Source organism: Arthrobacter sp. MDT2-3, from assembly GCF_059090465.1.
Window position 1 is genome coordinate 95906 of sequence record NZ_JBNHFS010000008.1, and the last position, 18244, is coordinate 114149.

The 18244-nt window shown below is 65.4% G+C and carries 18 protein-coding genes and 2 tRNA genes; 2 read left to right on the forward strand and 18 right to left on the reverse strand.

The features are described 5' to 3' along the window. Positions 1 to 13: 13 nt before the first annotated feature. Complete coding sequence (locus AC5RUQ_RS19345; RefSeq protein WP_493948909.1) at positions 14 to 979, reverse strand: methylenetetrahydrofolate reductase; 966 nt, start codon at positions 977 to 979, stop codon at positions 14 to 16. Between the two features lie 431 nt (positions 980 to 1410). Between AC5RUQ_RS19345 and AC5RUQ_RS19350 the strand changes: the two genes are divergently transcribed. After that, entirely contained in the window at positions 1411 to 1614 is a 204-nt protein-coding gene (locus AC5RUQ_RS19350; RefSeq protein WP_493948910.1) for a hypothetical protein, read from the forward strand. A gap of 31 nt (positions 1615 to 1645) precedes the next feature. Here the strand turns inward: AC5RUQ_RS19350 and AC5RUQ_RS19355 are convergent, their stop codons facing one another. From AC5RUQ_RS19355 to AC5RUQ_RS19380, 6 genes are all read right to left on the reverse strand, one after another. Continuing rightward, the gene (locus AC5RUQ_RS19355) at positions 1646 to 2533 is read right to left on the reverse strand and encodes a carbohydrate ABC transporter permease (RefSeq protein WP_493948911.1); all 888 of its coding nucleotides are present in this window, start codon (positions 2531 to 2533) and stop codon (positions 1646 to 1648) included. Further along, entirely contained in the window at positions 2530 to 3411 is an 882-nt protein-coding gene (locus AC5RUQ_RS19360; protein ID WP_493948912.1) for a carbohydrate ABC transporter permease, read from the reverse strand. Before AC5RUQ_RS19360 ends, AC5RUQ_RS19355 begins: the two co-directional genes overlap by 4 nt. Positions 3412 to 3414: 3 nt before the next feature. After that, positions 3415 to 4767 (reverse strand): extracellular solute-binding protein, encoded by a 1353-nt coding sequence (locus tag AC5RUQ_RS19365; RefSeq protein ID WP_493948975.1) that lies wholly within the window; start codon positions 4765 to 4767, stop codon positions 3415 to 3417. A 112-nt stretch (positions 4768 to 4879) separates the two neighbouring features. Beyond that, positions 4880 to 6082, reverse strand: coding sequence for an ROK family protein (locus AC5RUQ_RS19370; protein ID WP_493948976.1), 1203 nt, complete (start codon positions 6080 to 6082; stop codon positions 4880 to 4882). Between the two features lie 194 nt (positions 6083 to 6276). After that, the gene (locus AC5RUQ_RS19375; RefSeq protein WP_493948913.1) at positions 6277 to 7431 is read right to left on the reverse strand and encodes a class I SAM-dependent methyltransferase; all 1155 of its coding nucleotides are present in this window, start codon (positions 7429 to 7431) and stop codon (positions 6277 to 6279) included. A 58-nt stretch (positions 7432 to 7489) separates the two neighbouring features. Further along, the gene (locus tag AC5RUQ_RS19380; protein ID WP_493948914.1) at positions 7490 to 8572 is read right to left on the reverse strand and encodes an FAD-dependent oxidoreductase; all 1083 of its coding nucleotides are present in this window, start codon (positions 8570 to 8572) and stop codon (positions 7490 to 7492) included. A 64-nt stretch (positions 8573 to 8636) separates the two neighbouring features. Here AC5RUQ_RS19380 and AC5RUQ_RS19385 point away from each other — a divergent pair, with 64 nt between their 5' ends. Further along, positions 8637 to 9953 carry a class I SAM-dependent methyltransferase gene (locus AC5RUQ_RS19385; protein ID WP_493948915.1) on the forward strand — a complete coding sequence of 439 codons (1317 nt, stop codon included), beginning with the start codon at positions 8637 to 8639 and terminating at the stop codon, positions 9951 to 9953. A gap of 92 nt (positions 9954 to 10045) precedes the next feature. Here AC5RUQ_RS19385 and AC5RUQ_RS19390 read toward each other — a convergent pair. The 11 genes from AC5RUQ_RS19390 to rplU form a co-directional block, all read right to left on the reverse strand. Then, positions 10046 to 10118 (reverse strand) — tRNA-Ala (locus AC5RUQ_RS19390). A gap of 181 nt (positions 10119 to 10299) precedes the next feature. Next, a tRNA-Ala gene (locus tag AC5RUQ_RS19395) sits at positions 10300 to 10375 on the reverse strand. A gap of 116 nt (positions 10376 to 10491) precedes the next feature. Next, a complete protein-coding gene (rsfS, locus tag AC5RUQ_RS19400) occupies positions 10492 to 10893 on the reverse strand; it encodes a ribosome silencing factor (RefSeq protein ID WP_493948916.1) in 402 nt (133 codons plus the stop codon). A 45-nt stretch (positions 10894 to 10938) separates the two neighbouring features. Beyond that, positions 10939 to 12201, reverse strand: a complete 1263-nt coding sequence (locus AC5RUQ_RS19405) for a hypothetical protein (RefSeq protein WP_493948917.1) — start codon at positions 12199 to 12201, stop codon at positions 10939 to 10941. A gap of 7 nt (positions 12202 to 12208) precedes the next feature. Then, positions 12209 to 12934: a nicotinate-nucleotide adenylyltransferase gene (nadD, locus tag AC5RUQ_RS19410; protein WP_256248899.1), complete on the reverse strand. Its 726-nt coding sequence runs from the start codon at positions 12932 to 12934 to the stop codon at positions 12209 to 12211. Next, positions 12879 to 13109, reverse strand: coding sequence for a hypothetical protein (locus tag AC5RUQ_RS19415; protein WP_163164071.1), 231 nt, complete (start codon positions 13107 to 13109; stop codon positions 12879 to 12881). Before AC5RUQ_RS19415 ends, nadD begins: the two co-directional genes overlap by 56 nt. A gap of 78 nt (positions 13110 to 13187) precedes the next feature. Then, positions 13188 to 14567 carry a glutamate-5-semialdehyde dehydrogenase gene (locus tag AC5RUQ_RS19420; protein ID WP_493948918.1) on the reverse strand — a complete coding sequence of 460 codons (1380 nt, stop codon included), beginning with the start codon at positions 14565 to 14567 and terminating at the stop codon, positions 13188 to 13190. Positions 14568 to 14593: 26 nt separating this feature from the next. After that, the gene (proB, locus tag AC5RUQ_RS19425) at positions 14594 to 15745 is read right to left on the reverse strand and encodes a glutamate 5-kinase (protein WP_493948919.1); all 1152 of its coding nucleotides are present in this window, start codon (positions 15743 to 15745) and stop codon (positions 14594 to 14596) included. Next, on the reverse strand, positions 15735 to 17324 hold the full coding sequence (gene obgE / locus AC5RUQ_RS19430; protein ID WP_493948920.1) for a GTPase ObgE: 1590 nt from the start codon (positions 17322 to 17324) through the stop codon (positions 15735 to 15737). Before obgE ends, proB begins: the two co-directional genes overlap by 11 nt. A 116-nt stretch (positions 17325 to 17440) precedes the next feature. Then, complete coding sequence (rpmA, locus tag AC5RUQ_RS19435) at positions 17441 to 17704, reverse strand: 50S ribosomal protein L27 (protein WP_009372867.1); 264 nt, start codon at positions 17702 to 17704, stop codon at positions 17441 to 17443. Positions 17705 to 17763: 59 nt separating this feature from the next. After that, positions 17764 to 18072 (reverse strand): 50S ribosomal protein L21, encoded by a 309-nt coding sequence (rplU, locus tag AC5RUQ_RS19440; RefSeq protein WP_142045052.1) that lies wholly within the window; start codon positions 18070 to 18072, stop codon positions 17764 to 17766. Positions 18073 to 18244: the final 172 nt, after the last annotated feature.

The following is an 18244-nucleotide window of genomic DNA, read 5'->3' on the forward strand; positions in this document are numbered from 1 at the left end:
GGGGGCGGGATGTTCAGCTGGCGAGCTGCGGCCGGGCCACGGCGTCACGCCGGCTGCCGGCACGGGAGCGCCGCGGAAGAGCCAGCTTGTCCAGTACGTCCAAGGCGCTTTGGTGTTCGTTGAAGGTGTACAGGTGGATGCCCGGTGCTCCTGCATCCAGGGCGGCGTTGGCCAGGTCCACCGTGGCGCTGACGCCGATCCGGAGGCGTTCGAGGTCGCTGTCTGTGGAAGCGAGGCGGGCAACGAGCTCCGGTGCCGGCTCCACTCCGCTGAGTTCGCCCAGCCGCTTCACCCGGCGCAGGCTGGTGAATGGCATAACGCCCGGGATGATCGGGATGGTTACCCCCGCACGACGGGCTCGGGTGAGGAGGTGCGCGTACTGCTCAGCACGGAAGTAAACCTGCGTGATCGCGAAGTCGGCGCCGGAGCGCTGCTTGGCCAGCAGCACCTCCACGTCGTGGTCCTCGCTGGGTGATTCCGGGTGGCGGGTGGGGTATGCAGCCACACCCACTGCAATTTTGCCGGCGCACAACAACGCCGATCGGCGCTGTTCAACACGGCGGATGAGCTCTATCAGGTCCTGCGCATAGCGCAGGGACCCGGCAACGGGCGGTGCACCGTCCTGCGGCCGGTCACCACGCAGTGCCAGGATCCCGCGTACTCCGGTATCCAGCAGCTGACCGATGATTCCCGCAAGTTCCTCCGGCGTGTTCCCCACGCAGGTCAAGTGGGCCAGCGGCCGAAGGGTGGTTTCGAGCACGAGCCGGTTGATGAGTTCGACGGCGGTGTCCCGGTTCGAGCCGCTGGCACCGTAGGTGACAGAGACGTAGTCCGGTTCGGTGGTTTCGAGTTCGCGGATGGTGGTCCACAGGGTCTCCGCGGCTGCCGGCGACCGGGGCGGGAACAACTCGTAGGAAAGCGCCACCGGGGCGGCGTCGGAGAGATTCGGATGTGTGTCAATAAGGCTTGGTGGTGACATTTGCGTCCTTGGCTTTGGGCCATTGAGGGCTGCCCGCAAAGAATTATTTACGGAACGCCGGCAATGAATTGAGTTTGGGGAACACGGAAGAACTCCACAAGGACGCAGCCGCGACTGTTACGCCTGGAATGAAGTTGTCCGTGAGCAAATGTCAGGCCCACATGGGGGCACCCACACCCTCCGCAACGGAGGATCGCTGACACGTTACCGCGGTAACTTGTATAGAACTCTAGGAGCGGCTGGATGGGCATTCAAGTTCAACTCCGAATTAAGACGCAGTCTTACGCCTTGTTTCTTCACCCGGCAGAACATTATTCGCCGCGGCGGCCCTTCCCGTGGCGGCCACTGCCCGCCCCGTTACCAAGGGCGATGCGGACCTTCCGGCAACGCGGCCCCTCCCCACCGCGGCGTCCCGGGTTTATCCTTTTGACATGAGCGAGCTTCCAGCCAGTTACAAGGAGTATCTCGCCGACAAAAGCGAGATGTTCATCGACACTGTCAAGCCTGTCCTGCAGCAGTCAGCGGCGGACAAGCTGCACGGCGTCCGGGTTGTTTACAACCCCGGCTCTACCGGCCACCAGGCCCACCTCGACGACAGCATCCCCTTCGGGGTGGTCCTTGAGGATATCGACTAGGAAGGCGCCGGGTTTGTGCTGTGGCGCGTGCTCAGCCCCGCACCGCTCCGGAGAGGGCGAACGGGCTGCCGGCACCCTTGGCAACAATGACGTACAGGGCCAGGACCGGCAGTGAGTACAGGATGGAGAACGCGGCCAGCTGGCCGTAAGCGACTGCTCCGTGCTGTCCGAAGAAGCTGAAGATGGACACGGCGGCGGGCTGGTTCGCCTCGGACAGGAGCAACACGAAGGGGACAAAGAAGTTTCCCCAGGCCTGAATGAACACAAAGATGAACACCACGCCCAGGCCCTGCCGCATAAGCGGCAGGACGATGGTGCGCAGTGCGGTCATCCTCGACGCGCCGTCCACCCACGCCGCTTCCTCCAGGGATGCCGGCACCGCATCCATAAAGTTCCTGGTCATCCAAATGGCCATGGGAAGGGCTGTGCTGGCCATAAAAAGGATGGTGGCCGGCATCGAGTCCAGCAGTTCCAGCTGGACGAACAGTCCATAGACCGGCACCATGATGGCCGTGATGGGCAGGCAGGTGCCGAACAGGACCGTGTACATAAACGGAGTGTTGAACCTGGACCGGTAGCGGGAGAGCGGATAGGCGGCCAGCACGGCTGCCACAAGGGTGACGGCGGCGGTGCCGGTGGAGAGCACCAGGCTGTTCCACAGCGGCTGGAGCAGCAGCGCGGGTGTCATGATGGCGGCGAAGTTTTCCAGCCCGGCCTGGGCCGGCACCCGGGTTTCGTGGCTGGCGTCGGCGTCCAGTGAGGCCAGGACCAGCCAGAGCAGCGGCAGCAGGAAACACGCACCAAGCAACAGCAGGGCCACATCTGCGGGAGTACTGCTGCGGTACGGCCCACGGGTACGCGTCCGGCCGGTGGCTTCGCCGGGAGGAACAACCCTTGAGGCTTTGGCGGGCGCGGTCATCGGTTCGACTCCCGGAGCAGCCGGATGTAGACGGCGCCAAAGACCGCTCCGATGAGGATCAGCACCGTAGCTACGGCAGTGCCGTAACCGATGTCACCGAACCTAAAGGCCTCCTGGTAGGCCAGGATGGGCAGTGTGCTACTCGCATTGGCCGGGCCACCGGCGGTCATCACCCAGATCAGGGTGAACACCGCCAGCGTCTGCAGCGTGATCAGCATCAGGTTGGTGGCGATGCTCCCCCGGATCATGGGCAGGGTGATGTAAGCAAGCCGTTGCCAGGCCCCGGCGCCGTCCATTTGCGCGGCTTCGGCCACTTCGGACGGAATGTCATTCAGGGCCGCCCGGTACACCAGCATGGAAAAGGCCGTACCGCGCCAGATGTTGGCCAGCACTACCGCCACCATGGGCCAGGAATAGAGCCAGTCGGGCTGGTCCAGCCCCAGGCCGCCCAGCAGCTGGTTAAGCGTCCCGTCCCGGCTGAAGTAGGCATAGGCGGCAAAGGCAGCGACGATTTCGGGAAGCACCCAGGCGGCCACCACCGTTGTTCCAACCAGGGCGGACACGGCCCGGCGCGCGCGGCGCATAAGCACGGCAAGTGCCAGCCCCAGCAGGTTCTGTCCCAAGACCGCGGAGCCAAGGACGAACAGCACGGTCAGCCCCAGGGAAAGGGGAAACACGGGATCCACCAGGAGCCGCTGGTAGTTCTCCAACCCGATCCAGTCGGGATTGCGCGCGTTGCGGCCTGTCAGGCCCGCATTGGTGAAGGACGCGTGGAAAGCCCACAGCACGGGACCGGCGAGAAAAACCGCCAGGAGCACGGCGGCAGGCAGGACTGGCAGGTAGCGCAGCAGCCCGCGTCCCCCGCTTTGGGCCGCCACCGCTTACTTCCGGACGGTGTTGTCGCCACCCACGATATCCGCAACCGCAGCATCGTAATCCGCCGCCGCCTGTTCCGGTGACCGGGCACCGGTAATCACGGCCTCCGTTGCCTCCTGGACTGCCGCGGAAATTCGAGGGTAATCGGATGTTGCAGGGCGGTAGCGCGTCACCGAGACGAGTTCGGAGACGTCCTTCACGAACGGGTTTGCGGACTGGTAGCCGGCGTCCTCCGCCACGTCACTGCGGACGGCGATCTGCGAACTGTCGAGCGTGAAGGCCAGCGAGTTATCGCGGTTCATCGCGGTGCTGAGGAAACTGAACGCCAGGTCGGGCTCCTTCGTCCCGGCGCCGATGGCCAACGTCCAACCGCCGGACATGCTCACCGCTCCGGGGTCACCGCCGTCCTGCGTGGGGAACGGGGCGACACCCATGTCCTGCTCATAGCCCGGCCATTCGTAGCTGCCGCCGTCCTGCCAGAACGACGGCGCGTAGGAGCCTTCCACGGTGGCGCCCAGCTTCGCGTTCGGGAACCATTCCCCGAACACCTTCTTCCAGACGTTCGCATCCAGTGCCTCTGCCGGGGTAACGGCGAGTCCTTCGTCATAGAGGGTCTTGAGGAAAGCCAGGGAGTCGGTAAAACCGGCGGAACCCACTACCCACTTCTTTGTTTCCTCGTCGTACAGCGAGGACCCGGTTCCGTAGAGCAGTTCGTAGAATCCCTGCATCACGGTGCCTTCACCTGTGCCCTTGCCGGCATACATGTTGAACGGGACCACCGAGGGATCGTTCGCCTTGATCTTCCGTGCAGTGTCCAGGATGTCCTGCCAGGTGCGCGGCTGCCAGGGGAGGGTGATCCCGGCGGCTTCGAAGACCTTCCGGTTGTACCAGATGGCCCGGGTGTCGGTTCCCAGCGGCACCGCGTACGTCCCACCGTCGTCCGCCCGCCCCGCCGCCTTGGCGCCGTCATCGAATTTGTCCCAGTCCTCCCAGCCCTCAAGGTGGCTGTCCAGCTTCAGGAGGTAGCCGGCGTCGACGTCGGAACGGACCTTGAAGGTGTCTTCGTAGAAGACGTCCGGCGCGGTGGCGGGCGACCTCAGGGCGAGGGCCAGCTTGGTGCCGTAGTCGTCGTCGTTCCCCTGGATCGGCTGCAGTTCAACCGTCACTCCCTGGTTTGCAGCCTCGAACTCCTGTTTGGCTGCCTGGAACATGGTCTCCAGGGCGGTGAAGGAGTCGGTCTTCTGATAGACCACCTTGAGCGTTTTTGATCCATCCTCGGAAGCACCGGGGGTGCATGCCGTCAAAACGACCAGTGCGGAAGCGATCAGGGACAAGGTCTTCAGGGCCGGGCGGCGCATGGTGCTCCATTCAATCAATGGCTGCGGGGCCCTTTGTCTGCGGGCCCCCCAGCCGCGGCAATACGCAAATGCTAGATCCGTGCCCGGCCCCAGGCAAGGGCAAGGCACCCCCTCAGCTCTCCAGCAGGAGCCTCTGGGCGCGGGGAGCCAGCGTGTGTTCCAAAACCAACGACGCCGCACCAATGGCCCCCACGTCCTCCCCCACGCCGGTCCCCACCACCTCGATGGGATGGATCAGCCGGGTGTCACTGTTGGCGTCGAGCAGGGCCGGGATTTTTTCAAGGTAGCGTTCTGCGAGGCGGCTCCAGAACGGTCCGCCGAACACCACCCGCTCCACGTCCAGGGTATTTGTCACCACGGAAGCGGCCCGTGCGACCAGTACCGCGGACTTGTCGATGATCGCAAGCGCCTGTTCATTACCCTGGTCGGCAAGGTCGCACAGCGCGGAGAAGCTCTGCTGGATCTCGGCCCCGCTGTTGCCCGACCGGGAGCCGTCAAGGATGCCTGCGGCTTCGGCCTCGGCCACGAGGACCTGCGGGATGCAGGAAGACTTTACGCACCCGCGCAGGCCGCAGTCGCACGGCGGACCGTCCGGATCCACCACGATGTGGCCGATCTCCCCCGCGTTGCCGGACGTGCCCCGGACCACTTCGTCATTAAGGACGATCCCGCAGCCAATTCCGGTGCCCATGTACATAAAGATGAAGCTGCCGGCTCCGCTCGGGCCGCCGGCCCAAGTTTCCGCAACGGCCGCACTGGTGACGTCCTTGTCCATGAGCACGGAGTAGCCGGTGGCTTCCGACAGCGCGTTGCGCAGTTCCACCCGGTCCCAGCCCGGGAGGAGCGGCGGGTCGACCACGGTGCCGTTATCAAGGTCGATGGGGCCGGGGGCCGCCACGCCAAGGCCGGCGATCCTGTCCCTGTCCACACCGGAATCCTCCACCAGCTGGGAGATCTCGGCGGCGATGGTGGCAATGACGGCGGAAGGATCGTTTCCGCCGGGTGTTTTGATCCGGGAGTGCTGGACCACCGCGCCCACGAGGTCCAGGACCACGAACGTGGTCACTGCGGGGTCGAGGTGCACGCCGACGGCGAACATGCCGCCCGGATTGAGGCGGAGGATGGTGCGGGGTTTGCCGGGACCGCTGCCCTCCTTGCCTGCCTCAACAATAAGGTTCTGGTCCAGCAGGCGGCGGGAAATGTTGGAGATGGTCTGCGGCGAAAGGCCCACGATCTGGGCAAGTTCCACCCTGCTGAGCCCGCCGGATGAGCGGCGGACGGCGTCGAGGATCACCGTCAGGTTGAAGTCACCCATCCGGGGCAGGTTGGTGCCGCGCCTTGGTGAGGATTGGCGGATCTCAGTCACGGCGTCCCCTTCGTTTCCGGCACATAGTTACTGATGTCTGAATCGTACGTTACGCACAGGCGCAGACCCATAGGAGCGGCCGACGGCGCGGCGCAGCTTTGGCGAGCCTTCTCTTCTGGCTGTGCCTGCTCACTAAAGAATGATCACCGCAGGCTGCGGCGGGTGCTTAAGGTCACCGTGAATTTGGGGTTTTGGCCTTTCACGACGGTGGGGCCGACGTGCCGCTCAAGCGTGGGGAGGTAGGCCAGGTGGCGGTTGAAAACGGTCCACAGCTCCCCGCCGGGGGCAAGCACGCGGCCCGCTGCTTCGATCAGTTTCAGCCCCGCTCCTGCATGGACGCCGGCGCCGACGTGGAAGGGCGGGTTCAGCAGTATCAGGTCCGCGCTCCCTTCCGGCAGGGTGCCCATGGCGTCGTCCTGCAGGGCGCGGACCTGCCCCGCCAGGCCGTTTGCACGGGCCGTTGCAAGTGCGGAGGCCACGGCGGCGGCTGACTGGTCGGTGGCGGTCACTGTGGAGCGGGGATGCTGCCGGGCGTACATCGCGGCAAGGATTCCCGTGCCGCAGCCCAGGTCGATGGCGTGCTGCGCGGGCCGCATGGACGGCAGGAACGTCAGCAGGAACCGGGTACCGATATCCAGCCGAGGCCCGGCAAAAACCGCGCCGTGGGCTGCAACGTCAAGATCGATCTCGGCCAAGTGCTCAACGACGGGAAAGCGCTCCGGATCCCCGCTCCCCTGCCCGCCGGTGGCCACGATCACCCTGGACTTCTGCCTGGCGAGCTGCGGCGTGACGGACCCGAAGTGGCGTTCGAGGACGGCGTTCATGCCCAGGGACATGTGCTTTACGCGGCCGCCGGCCAGGAGCACCGCCTCCGGTGAGGCGTAGGTGGCCACTGCTGCCGCAATTTCGTCCAGCTCCGCAAGGGTCTTTGGCAGCTGCAGCAGGACCGTCCCTGCGTCCTCGAGGAGTTCGGGTCCGAGGGGAAGCTGTGCAAAGGGCAGCCCACCCCCTGCCTCATTTCCGAGCACCGTGGCGGCATTGAGCCGCAACGCCTGCTCACCGGTGATGAGGTCCTGGTGCACCCGGACCGCGCCGGGATCGAGGACTGCAAGGGCGCCCAGGGTCAGGGCGCCGTAGCGGTCACCGATGACCGCCACAGTGCTTCCGGCGGACACGTGCGCGGCGGCCGAATCAAGCAGCAGCCGGTCCGTGGCATCCCATGCCTGGAGGTTGGGCGCTTCGACATCCGGCCGCCGCCGAAGTACCGGAAGGACGTCTTCAAGAGTCTTTAGTGCCACTGTTCCTGCCGCCTTGTAGTGTTTGTCCTGGCCTGTTGTCCCTGGCCCGGGCCCGCCGTCAGCCCCAACTTACCGTCCTGGCGGACGGCCGGATCCCCGGCAGTTTCAGAATGGCAGCTACCGCAGCGCGGCCTGCCCGGTTGGCACCGATGGTTGACGACGACGGCCCGTAGCCCACCAGATGGACCCGTGGCTCGGCTGCCACCTGTGTGCCGTCCATGGCGATTCCCCCTCCCGGTCCACGAAGGTGCAGCGGCGCGAGATGCTCAAGTTCGGCCCGAAACCCGGTGGCCCACAGGATCACATCCGCCGCCTGGAAGCGCCCGTCGGCCAGCCGGACGCCGTCGGGTTCGATGGACGTGAACATCGGCTGCCGGTTGAGCGCTCCGCGTGCTGCCGCTGCCCGGAGAGCGGGCGTCCAGATGAGGCCGGTCACCGACACCACGCTTTGCGGCGGCAGGCCCTGGCGCACGCGCTCCTCCACCAGTGCCACGGCATCGTGGCCGGCCCTGGCGTCGAATTCGGCGTCCCGCCACACCGGCTCCCGCCGGGTGAACCAGCTGGTGGACGTGACACGGGAAATTTCGTCCAGGAGCCCGACGGCGGAAATCCCGCCACCAACCACAATCACATGCCGGCCCGCGAACTCCCCGGCCGAGACGTAATTAGCTACATGGAGCTGCCTGCCCCGGAACGTCGACTGGCCGGGATAGATGGGCCAGAACGGCCGGGTCCACGTGCCGGTGGCGTTGATGACAGCGGCAGCGCTCCACTCACCGTTGGACGTGCTGACCAGCAGCCTGCCGGCAGGGTCCGTGTCTTCGCGGCTGACAGACCTTACTTTCACAGGCCGCTGGACGGACAGGCCCAGTTCCTCCTCATAAGCGCGGAAGTAGCGCGACAGGAACTCCGAGCTCGGTTCCGTGGGGTCCACGGCGGGCTTGGCGATGCCGGGGAGATCGCTGATGCCGTTCACGGTTGCCATCCGGAGGCTCTTCCACCGGTGCCGCCACGCGCCGCCCGGACCTTCCTCGGCGTCGAGCACTGCAAAGTCAAGCCCCCGGCGCTGCAGATGGTAGGCGGCGGAAAGCCCCGCCTGGCCCGCGCCGATGACAACAACGTCGGCTCGGGCAGGATTCACCCACCCATAATAGTCGGACCGGGCTTCCCGGCCTTAGTCTTGGCCCATGAGACAGGAGGACCACATGACCACTAGAACCGGAAAGGCAGCACGGCTCGCCAAGGCCCTGGCCATCGTGCTCGGTACTGAGGAGATACCACTGAGGTTGCGGGCCTGGGACGGTTCCGAGGCAGGACCGGAGGGGGCGCCTGTCCTGGAGTTCCGTTCCCGGCGTGCACTGAGGTGGATGCTTTGGTCGCCGGGACAGCTGGGCCTGGCCCGGGCCTATGTTTCCGGTGACATTGATGCGCCCGGGGACGTGTTTGCCGCCTACAACGCATTGAGCTCGGCCGGTAAGTTTGCTGAGCCCGGTCCGTTCCGGCCGCTCACCGTGGGCGAACTCTGGACGCTGCTTCGTACCGCCGTGCGGCTGGGGGCGTTGGGCCCCAATCCTGCTCCTCCCGCGGAGGAAGCGCGGGTTGCCCGCAAAGGCAGGCTTCACTCCCGTCGCAGGGATTCCGCCGCCATCTCCCACCATTACGACGTCGGCAATGACTTTTACGCCCTGGTCCTGGGGCCGTCCATGGTCTACTCCTGCGCCGTCTGGCCTGAAGAGGAGGACGGCCAAATTCCAGCCGGCGACCGGCTTGCCGAGGGTTTGGACGCCGCCCAGGAGGCAAAGCTGGATCTCGTGTGCCGCAAGCTGGGGCTTAAGCCGGGGATGCGCGTGCTGGACGTGGGCTGCGGCTGGGGCAGCTTCGCCCTGCATGCTGCGGAAAAGTATGGCGTCTCGGTGGTGGGCGTGACCCTGTCCCAGGAGCAAGCCATCCTTGCACGCAAGCGTGCCGCAGATTCCGGCCTTACCGAGCGAATTGATATCCGGGTGCAGGACTACCGCGATGTCCAGGACCAGCCCTTCGACGCCATCAGCTCCATTGGCATGTCGGAGCACGTGGGACGGGCAGAGATGCAGCGCTACGCCGCCACGCTGTTCAGCCTGCTGCGCCCCGGCGGCCGGCTGTTGAACCACGCCATTTCCTGGAACGCCGGCCCCACGGACCCGGACCCGCACTCCTTTATCCCCCGGTACGTCTTTCCGGACGGCGAGATGATCAGCCTGGGCGAGATGTCCACTGCCCTGGAATCAGCTGGCTTCGAGATCCTGGACGTGGAGGCTTTACGCCGGCATTACGCGCTCACCCTGCGTGCCTGGGTCAGCCGGCTGGAGGAGCAGTGGGACCAGGCAGTGAAGCTGACCAGCCGCGGACGGGCCCGGGTGTGGCGGGTGTACATGGCTTCCAGTGCCCTCGGCTTTGAAAACGGACTGACGGGCGTCAACCAGGTTCTGGTCCAGCGGCCTGGCGGCGACCCGCCGCCGCTGCGCAGGACGCAGTGGCTGTAAGGAAAGGGCGCCGTAACTGCTGAGGAACGAAAAAGGGAACCATCCCCGAGGATGGTTCCCTTTTGCTTCCTCCCTGGCGGGAGGATGACCGGTGGAGCTGAGGGGACTCGAACCCCTGACCCCCTGCATGCCATGCAGGTGCGCTACCAGCTGCGCCACAGCCCCGGACTTTGCTTGAGTGGGAGAAGGCCCGCCGAAGCAACCTGATCAGCTTAATGCACTTTCGCGCCGCGCGCCAATCGGCACGTTCTGGTGTGTGGCGGCGCGCCACCAGTGGCGCAGGAGCGATACAGTCGCCGGCCAGAACGAAGAAATCCGCCGGAATCTGTTGATTCCGGCGGATTATTGGTGGAGCTGAGGGGACTCGAACCCCTGACCCCCTGCATGCCATGCAGGTGCGCTACCAGCTGCGCCACAGCCCCGAACTATTGCTGCTCTACGAGCTTTTCTTCCGGGTTTCCCCGGAGCAACTCAAATATCTTAGAACAGCAATTCCGAAAATTCCAAATCGGGCATATTCGGGCTGGTCCCCGCGCAGCTACTCCGAATCGGTGGAGGCGGCAGCTTTCGCCGAGGTGTCGTCGCCGAGCTGGAGGTCCACCACGGGGCAGTCCTTCCACAGCCGCTCCAGCGCGTAGAAGACGCGGTCTTCTTCATGCTGGACGTGGATGACGATGTCCGAGTAATCAAGCAGGACCCAACGGCCGCCGGAACGCCCCTCGCGCCGGGTCGGGCGGAGATCCTGTTTCGCGAGTTCTTCTTCAATTCCGTCAACGATGGCGTTGACCTGCCTCTCGCTGGGAGCAGAGGCAATGAGGAAAACGTCGGCCAGGGCGAGGCGTTCGCTCACGTCCAGGGCCACAATGTCCTGGGCAATCTTGTCCGCAGCTGCCTTGGCGGCAACACGGGCTGTGATGATGGATGAATCTGATGCAGTCACGGGACTCCTTGTTGGTTAAAAAGCTTGTGGTGCCGGCAGCGCCGGTTAGCGGGACATTCCGCTGATGATCAGGAAGATGCCCGCGACGAGGGCCAAAATCCCGAAGGCCAGGACAGCAAACTGGAGGATGCGGCTGCGCGTGGCGCGGGCCAGCCCCGCCGTGGCCGCGTCCAGCGGGTCCAGTCCGTGGGCCGACCGGGCCGGGACCCGGGGCAGGTCCTCGAAGGCCTCCTCGGCGTGGCTCTCCGCCACCACTGCCGGTGGCAGGACAGCAGGCTTGGGCCGGGCAGCAGCCTTGGCGGCGGCCTCAGCCCGGGCAATGACCTGCGAACGGCCGGATCCGGCGTCGGACGCTGCCGGCCGGGGTCCGCCGGCGGGGCGCCGCTTCTTGGTGGCGGGCGGCGGGACTTTTGTGCCGGGCCGGGTGGTGACCGGAACGTGGCTGGTGGCCGGCGGTTTCATGACCGGCCGGTCGACGCCCGGCACCTGGACGAATTCCAGGGGGGTGACCATGGCCAGGTTGCTGGCTGTCGAGGGTGCCGGCCGCTGCGCGGGAACGGCCGGCGCCTTCTGTCCCTGCTGCTGGGGTGCAGGTTCCTGGTCGGACGAAGGATCGTTGGCCGGGGCAGGTACGCCGGTCTGCTCGGCAAGTTTCTGCTTGGCCATGGCCCGCCGGTTCAGCACGGCAGCGCGTTCCGCCAGGGCGATCTGTTCCGCCAGGATCTCGGGATCCACGGCTTCGGGATCGAGGGAGGCGATGTGCTCCATCTTCGCGATCTGGTTTTTGGCCTGTTCGGCGATCAGCGCCCTCGCTGCCAGCGCCTGCTCCACAGTCATCCCGTGAGGGGCATCCGAGATCAGGGAAGGCGCCCTGGTTACGGCGGGGGAATCCTGCTCCCCCGCCGCCTTCTTGCGGGAGGCCGGGGATGCGGGGATCTTGGCGCCCGGGTCAGCGGGCGCGGCAGGGGCAACGATGGGATTGGCAGCGGTAAGCGCCTGTTCCTTGAGCTGCTGCAGGCGGAGTTGGCGCCGTGTGGGCGGACCTCCGGCTGCCAGCTGGTCCTCTTTTTCTTCCAATTCCTTGATGGTGCGCAGTGCCGCCCGGTCCCGCGCACGGATCTGCGACGAACGCTGGGTGTGCGTCTGTTCAGGAGCCGGCGCTGCAGTGCCTGGGGCAGGACGATTCGCCGTGGGTTTTTTCGTGGCAGGCGAAAGCTGATCCGTGGCCGTGGACACGGATGGCTGTTGCGCATCCCTGGCTTGCCGGAGTTCCCGGCGGCTGCGGATGGGGGGCTGTTCCTGGCTCATGGAGAACTCATTCAGTGCTGGCTGGTTCGCTTGCTTCGGAGGTTGGAGCATTGGCAGCCGCCGGGGCGTCCAGGTAAAGGCCGTACTTGGCGATGTACTGGACCACCCCGTCCGGCACGAGGTACCACACAGGGTTGTTCGCGGCCACCCGTGAACGGCAGTCCGTCGATGAGATGGCCATGGCGGGCACCTCAAGGAGGCTGACGTCCTTCCGGCCCATACCGTCCAGCACGTGCCCCGGCCTGGTCACCCCAACGAAGTGGGCCAGTGACCACAACTCGTCGATGTCCTTCCACGACAGGATCTGCGCAAGGGCGTCGGCGCCGGTGATAAAGAAGAGATCCGCGTCCGGGCGCTGGGCCCGAAGGTCACGCAGCGTGTCGATGGTGTAGGTAGGGCCGGGACGGTCAACGTCCACCCTGCTGACCGTGAACCGCGGGTTGGACGCCGTGGCGATGACGGTCATGAGGTAGCGGTGCTCGGGTTCGCTGACCTGCTTGTGGGACTTCTGCCACGGTTGGCCCGTGGGGACAAAAACCACTTCGTCCAGGTCGAACTCGGCCGCCACTTCACTGGCTGCCACCAGGTGGCCGTGATGGATGGGGTCAAAAGTCCCGCCCATGACGCCCAGGCGCAGCCTGCCATTGGCACCGTTGTGGTGAAGAACGCGGGAAATGTTAGTGGCCCTGCCCGTGATCGTGCTTGTTCGGGTGCTGGCGGTGCGGATCCGCATGCTCCTCGGTGGCAGCGTGGCGCTTGCCAAGGTTCGAGTAGGACAGGGTAATGAACATCATCACCAGCAGAATGGCGAAGATGACCACTCCGAAGACCCACGGCTCGGCCCACAGCGGGGCGAGTTCATGTTCTTCGCCTTCGGCGATGGTCGTGGCAATCTGCTGGAACAGCATTTTCTCCCCTTGGGTTCAAACGATTGTGGCAGCGGAAAGCTCCGCCGTTTCTGACTTCTGGTCTATGTTACCGCGTCGCTACCCGCGGACCTGGCCCTCGCCCTGCACGATCCACTTGGTGGTGGTGAGTTCGGTCAGCCCCATCGGGCCCCGCGCGTGCAGCTTCTGGGTGGAGATTCCCACCTCAGCGCCAAGGCCAAGTTCCCCGCCGTCAGTGAACCGGGTGGAGGCGTTGACGATGACGGCGGCGGAATCGACTTCGGCGATGAAGCGCTCGGCGTTGGCAAGGTCGTTGGTGAGGATGGCCTCGGTGTGACCGGTTGACCATGTGCGGATGTGCTTTACGGCCTCGTCCAGGCTGTCCACCATGGCAACAGCGAGGTCAAGGTCCATGTACTCGGTGCCCCAGTCCTCGTCGGTGGCCGGTTCCGATTCAATCGATGCGGGAAGCGAAGCCCGGACGCGCTCGTCGGCGTGCAGCCGCACACCGGCCTTGCGCAGGGCATCGGCGACGGCGGGCAGCACCGTTGAGCCGGAGTGGACCAGCAGGGTCTCAACGGTATTGCAGACGCTGGGCCGCTGTGTCTTGGCATTCAGGAGGATCTCCACGGCCATGTCCTCATTGGCAGACTCGTCAATGAAGATATGCACATTCCCCTCCCCCGTCTCGATGACAGGAACGGCGGAGTTCGTGACCACGGTCTGGATCAGCTCACGGCCGCCGCGGGGAATGAGTACGTCAACCCTGCCGCGGGCACGCATCAGGACGCTGGCCCCCGCGCGGCCGTACTGGTCAACTGTCTGGACGGCGTCGGCGGGCAGGCCCACGGATTCGAGTGCCTCGCGCAACAGGCGCACCAGGACTTGGTTGGTGGCCTCCGCAGCACTTCCGCCGCGCAGGATCACGGCGTTGCCGCTCTTGAGGGCCAGCCCGGCGATGTCCACGGTGACATTCGGCCGTGCCTCGTAAATGGCAGCCACAACGCCCATGGGTACGTTGACCTGCCGAAGGCGCAGACCGTTGGGGAGGGTTTGTCCGCGGACCACATTGCCTACCGGATCGGGCAGGCCGGCGAGGTTCTCCAGGGCAGCCACGAGCCCTGCGATCCGCGCTTCGGTCAGTGTAAGCCGGTCCAGCATGGCGGCGGAGGTGCCGTTGGCCTTTCCTGCTGCCACATCCTTTGCGTTAGCGGACAGTATGGCCGCTGTGCTCTCCTTCAGGGCCGAGCCTACAGCGCGGAGCGCCCGGTCCTTCCAGGCACGATTCGCCATGGCCATCCGGCGCGCTGCCTGACGCGAACGGTCAGCGATTGCGTGGACAGCTGCTTCGACGTCACCGGCGGACAGCGGAACCTCAGCCGGGACCGGTGCTGTGGGTGACTCGACGGGAGGAACGCTTGCGGGCGCAGCAGTGTCTCCGGAGTTTTCAGCGGTCTTGTGGATCAGGGCCTCAGTCATGTTCCAAGTTTAGGCGAGCCCGAAGCTCAAACCAGCACGAGGTCATCTACGTGAACAACTTCACGGTCATAGCCGCTGCCCAACGCCTCGCCAAGGTCCCTGGTGGACCTGCCCAGCATCTGGGGCAGCTCGGCAGACGAGTAGTTCACCAGTCCGCGGGCCACCACGGTGCCGTCGGCACTGGCGATCTCGACGGCGTCGCCCGCTTCAAAGTCTCCATGCACCGCGGAGATCCCCGCAGGCAGCAGCGAAGTGCGGTGGTGGCGCACAGCCTTCACGGCGCCGTCGTCCAGGACCAGGCGGCCATGCACCGACGCCACGTGCGCCAGCCACAGCAGGCGGACGGGTTTGCGGGCCCCGTTGACCGTGAACCAGGTGCCCACGTCCTCGCCGTTCAGCGCAGCTGCGGCGTTGGGCGTTGACGTGACCAGGGCGTGGATGCCCGAGCCGGCAGCCATGGTTGCCGCCTCCACCTTGGTCAGCATCCCGCCGGTTCCGACGCCTGCCTTGCCTGTCCTGCCGATGGAGACGCCTTCCAGGTCAGAGGGACCTTCAACGAGCGGGATCCTCTTTGCACCGAGCGACGGCGGGCCGTCGTACAGGGAGTCGACGTCGGACAACAGCACCAGGGCGTCCGCCCGTACCAGGTGCGCCACGAGGGCTGCGAGGCGGTCGTTGTCGCCGAACCGGATCTCGTGCGTGGCTACGGTGTCGTTCTCGTTCACCACGGGTACCACCCCGAGGTTGAGCAGCCGGTCCAGGGCACGGAATGCATTGGTGTGCTGGCTGCGCCGCATCAGGTCCTCGGCGGTGAGCAGGACCTGGCTGACGGTGACGCCATGTGCGCCAAACGCCTGGGTGTAGCGGGCCATCAGTAAGCCTTGGCCCACACTGGCGGCCGCCTGCTGGGTGGCCAGGTCGCGCGGACGCTTGGCAAGGCCGAGCGGAGCCAGGCCGGCGGCGATGGCGCCGGAGGACACAAGGATGATTTCGGTTCCCGTATTCCGCTTGGCAGCCAGGGCGTCCGCCAGGGCCGTCAGGGACTCCTCGGAGATGCCGCCCTTGATGCTTGTCAGCGACGATGAACCCACCTTGACCACAACGCGGCCTGCCTTGGCGAGTACGCTCCTGTCCACGGACCGGGCCAGCGGTTCCACGGCTGCAGCCCTAGAACTCATCGCCTGCGTCCAGTCCACTCTCCTTGAGGGGCTTGGCTACCCTGCGGCTGCTCACTGATTCGGTCCAGATGCCGGCCTTGCGTTCCGCTTCCAACTCCGCGCGGGCGGCGGCCTTGGCGTCTTTGCGTTCCTGCTGCTCTTCACGCTTCTGGCCACGGGTGGGACGGTCGCCCAGGTCAGCGAAGCGGACGTCGGTACCACGCGGGGACGCGAGGAGCTCCGCGCCTGCCATCATGGTGGGCTCCCAGTCGAAGACGACGCCGTCGTCCTCGCCAATGACCACGGTGTCGCCGGGCTTGGCGCCCTGCTTGAACAGTTCCGTTTCCACGCCAAGCTTTGCGAGGCGGTCAGCCAGGTAGCCAATGGCTTCCTCGTTGGTGAAGTCGGTCTGCTTGACCCAGCGCTCCGGCTTTTCGCCAATGACGCGGAACAACGGCTCGAGGCCCTTCTCCTCACGGCGGATCCTGAAGCCTGACTCGTTGACCGCACGCGGACGCAGCACGGCCGGCTGGACCTTGGGCGGCGCAGCGGCCACAGCATCACGGGCGGCCTTGACGATCCCGGCCATGGCGAAACCTAGCTGGCGTAGGCCCTCATGGCTGGTGGCGGACACTTCAAATACCTGGTAGCCGCGGGATTCAAGTTCCGGGCGCACAAAGTCTGCCATGTCCTTGCCGTCGGGCAGGTCCACCTTGTTCAGCGCCACCAGGCGGGGGCGGTGGTTCAGCGGAACAACTTCGCCGTCCTGCCCGGCGTAGCTCATGTCAACGGCGTACTTTTCCAGTTCGGCCTCGATGACGGCGAGGTCGGAGAGGGGGTCGCGGTCCGATTCGAGGGTGCCACAGTCCAGGACATGGACCAGCGCGGCGCAACGCTCAACATGCCGCAGGAAGTGGTGGCCCAGGCCCCTGCCCTCGCTGGCGCCTTCGATGAGGCCCGGGACGTCGGCGATGGTGAAGCGGACGTCCCCCGCCTGGACGACGCCAAGGTTGGGAACAAGAGTGGTGAAGGGGTAGTCGGCGATCTTTGGCCTGGCTGCAGACATGGCGGCGATGAGGCTGGACTTGCCGGCAGACGGGAAGCCCACCAGGGCGATGTCGGCGATCGACTTGAGTTCCAGGACAATATCGCTGGCTTCGCCTTCGATGCCGAGCAGGGCGAATCCCGGAGCGCGGCGTTTCTGCGATGAAAGGGCAGCGTTGCCCAGGCCGCCGATGCCGCCTGCTGCGGCTACGTACTCGGCACCTTCTCCGATCAGGTCCGCGAGGACGGTGCCGTCCTTGGACTTGACCACGGTGCCGTCCGGGACGGGGAGGATGAGCGTCTCGCCGTTCTTTCCGCCGCGCCAGTCGCCCATGCCCGGGCCGCCGTTGCTGGCGTGGCGGTGGGGTGCGTGGTGGTAGTCCAGGAGGGTGGTGGTCTGGTGGTCCACGCGAAGGATCACGTCGCCGCCGTTGCCGCCGTTGCCGCCGTCGGGACCGCCCAGCGGCTTGAACTTCTCGCGGTGGACAGAGACGCACCCATGGCCGCCGCTACCGCCGGATACGTGCAGTACTACCCGGTCTACAAAGCTGGCCACGTGGATCTCCTCAGTGCTGTTTCCTGGACGCCGCGGGGCGCCAAGACGATTGTAATGCGGTTAAAAGAACAGTGGAGCGGACCAACTGGCCCGCTCCACCGCTTCAGAACTATTTGTTACTCTGCAGCTGCAGCAGCAACGATGTTGACGACGCGACGACCGCGGCGGGTGCCGAACTCGACAGCTCCCGGGGTCAGTGCGAACAGGGTGTCGTCGCCGCCACGGCCAACACCGGCGCCCGGGTGGAAGTGGGTGCCGCGCTGGCGGACGATGATCTCGCCGGCGGAAACAACCTGGCCGCCGAAGCGCTTTACGCCGAGGTACTGAGCGTTGGAATCACGACCGTTGCGAGTGGAGCTCGCGCCCTTTTTATGTGCCATTTGAAATGCCTGCCTCTAAATTCTGGGGATCTGCTGAAAAACCTGAACAGTAACGAAGGTTACTGGATACCAGTGATCTTGACCTTGGTCAGTTCCTGGCGGTGACCCTGGCGCTTCTTGTAACCGGTCTTGTTCTTGAACTTCTGGATCACAATCTTCGGACCACGGAGGTCGTTCAGGATCTCAGCCGTAACAGTTACCTTGGCCAGGTCAGCAGCGGCAGAGGTGACCTTGTCACCGTCAACCAGGAGCAGTGCGGGCAGCTGAATGGTGCTGCCAGCTCCACCGGCGACGCGGTTCAGGGTAACGAAGTCTCCAACGGAAACCTTCTCTTGGCGGCCGCCTGCGCGGACAATCGCGTACACCACTTGGGAACTCACTTCTCTCGACGTTTATTACTAAATTTGCGTGCGGAACCGACCTGTAAAAGCCTGGTTTCTCGCTGTGCCTCAACGCCGTGGGGTCATAACCCAAGTGTTGGCGTAAGCACCGAAGATCTAGAATACGCTAATTTTGCCTTCGGCCGCAAATGAGGCTGGT

What these genes read in the sequence shown, in the direction of transcription:
- proB (WP_493948919.1), bottom strand. Translation starts at nt 15,745, where the DNA reads ATGAGTTCTAGGGCTGCAGCCGTGGAACCGCTGGCCCGGTCCGTGGAC.
- AC5RUQ_RS19420 (WP_493948918.1), bottom strand. Translation starts at nt 14,567, where the DNA reads ATGACTGAGGCCCTGATCCACAAGACCGCTGAAAACTCCGGAGACACT.
- nadD (WP_256248899.1), bottom strand. Translation starts at nt 12,934, where the DNA reads ATGCGGATCCGCACCGCCAGCACCCGAACAAGCACGATCACGGGCAGG.
- AC5RUQ_RS19385 (WP_493948915.1), top strand. Translation starts at nt 8,637, where the DNA reads ATGACCACTAGAACCGGAAAGGCAGCACGGCTCGCCAAGGCCCTGGCC.
- AC5RUQ_RS19355 (WP_493948911.1), bottom strand. Translation starts at nt 2,533, where the DNA reads ATGACCGCGCCCGCCAAAGCCTCAAGGGTTGTTCCTCCCGGCGAAGCC.
- AC5RUQ_RS19345 (WP_493948909.1), bottom strand. Translation starts at nt 979, where the DNA reads ATGTCACCACCAAGCCTTATTGACACACATCCGAATCTCTCCGACGCC.
- AC5RUQ_RS19365 (WP_493948975.1), bottom strand. Translation starts at nt 4,767, where the DNA reads ATGCGCCGCCCGGCCCTGAAGACCTTGTCCCTGATCGCTTCCGCACTG.
- AC5RUQ_RS19370 (WP_493948976.1), bottom strand. Translation starts at nt 6,082, where the DNA reads ATGGGTGACTTCAACCTGACGGTGATCCTCGACGCCGTCCGCCGCTCA.
- AC5RUQ_RS19405 (WP_493948917.1), bottom strand. Translation starts at nt 12,201, where the DNA reads ATGAGCCAGGAACAGCCCCCCATCCGCAGCCGCCGGGAACTCCGGCAA.
- AC5RUQ_RS19415 (WP_163164071.1), bottom strand. Translation starts at nt 13,109, where the DNA reads ATGCTGTTCCAGCAGATTGCCACGACCATCGCCGAAGGCGAAGAACAT.
- AC5RUQ_RS19350 (WP_493948910.1), top strand. Translation starts at nt 1,411, where the DNA reads ATGAGCGAGCTTCCAGCCAGTTACAAGGAGTATCTCGCCGACAAAAGC.
- rpmA (WP_009372867.1), bottom strand. Translation starts at nt 17,704, where the DNA reads ATGGCACATAAAAAGGGCGCGAGCTCCACTCGCAACGGTCGTGATTCC.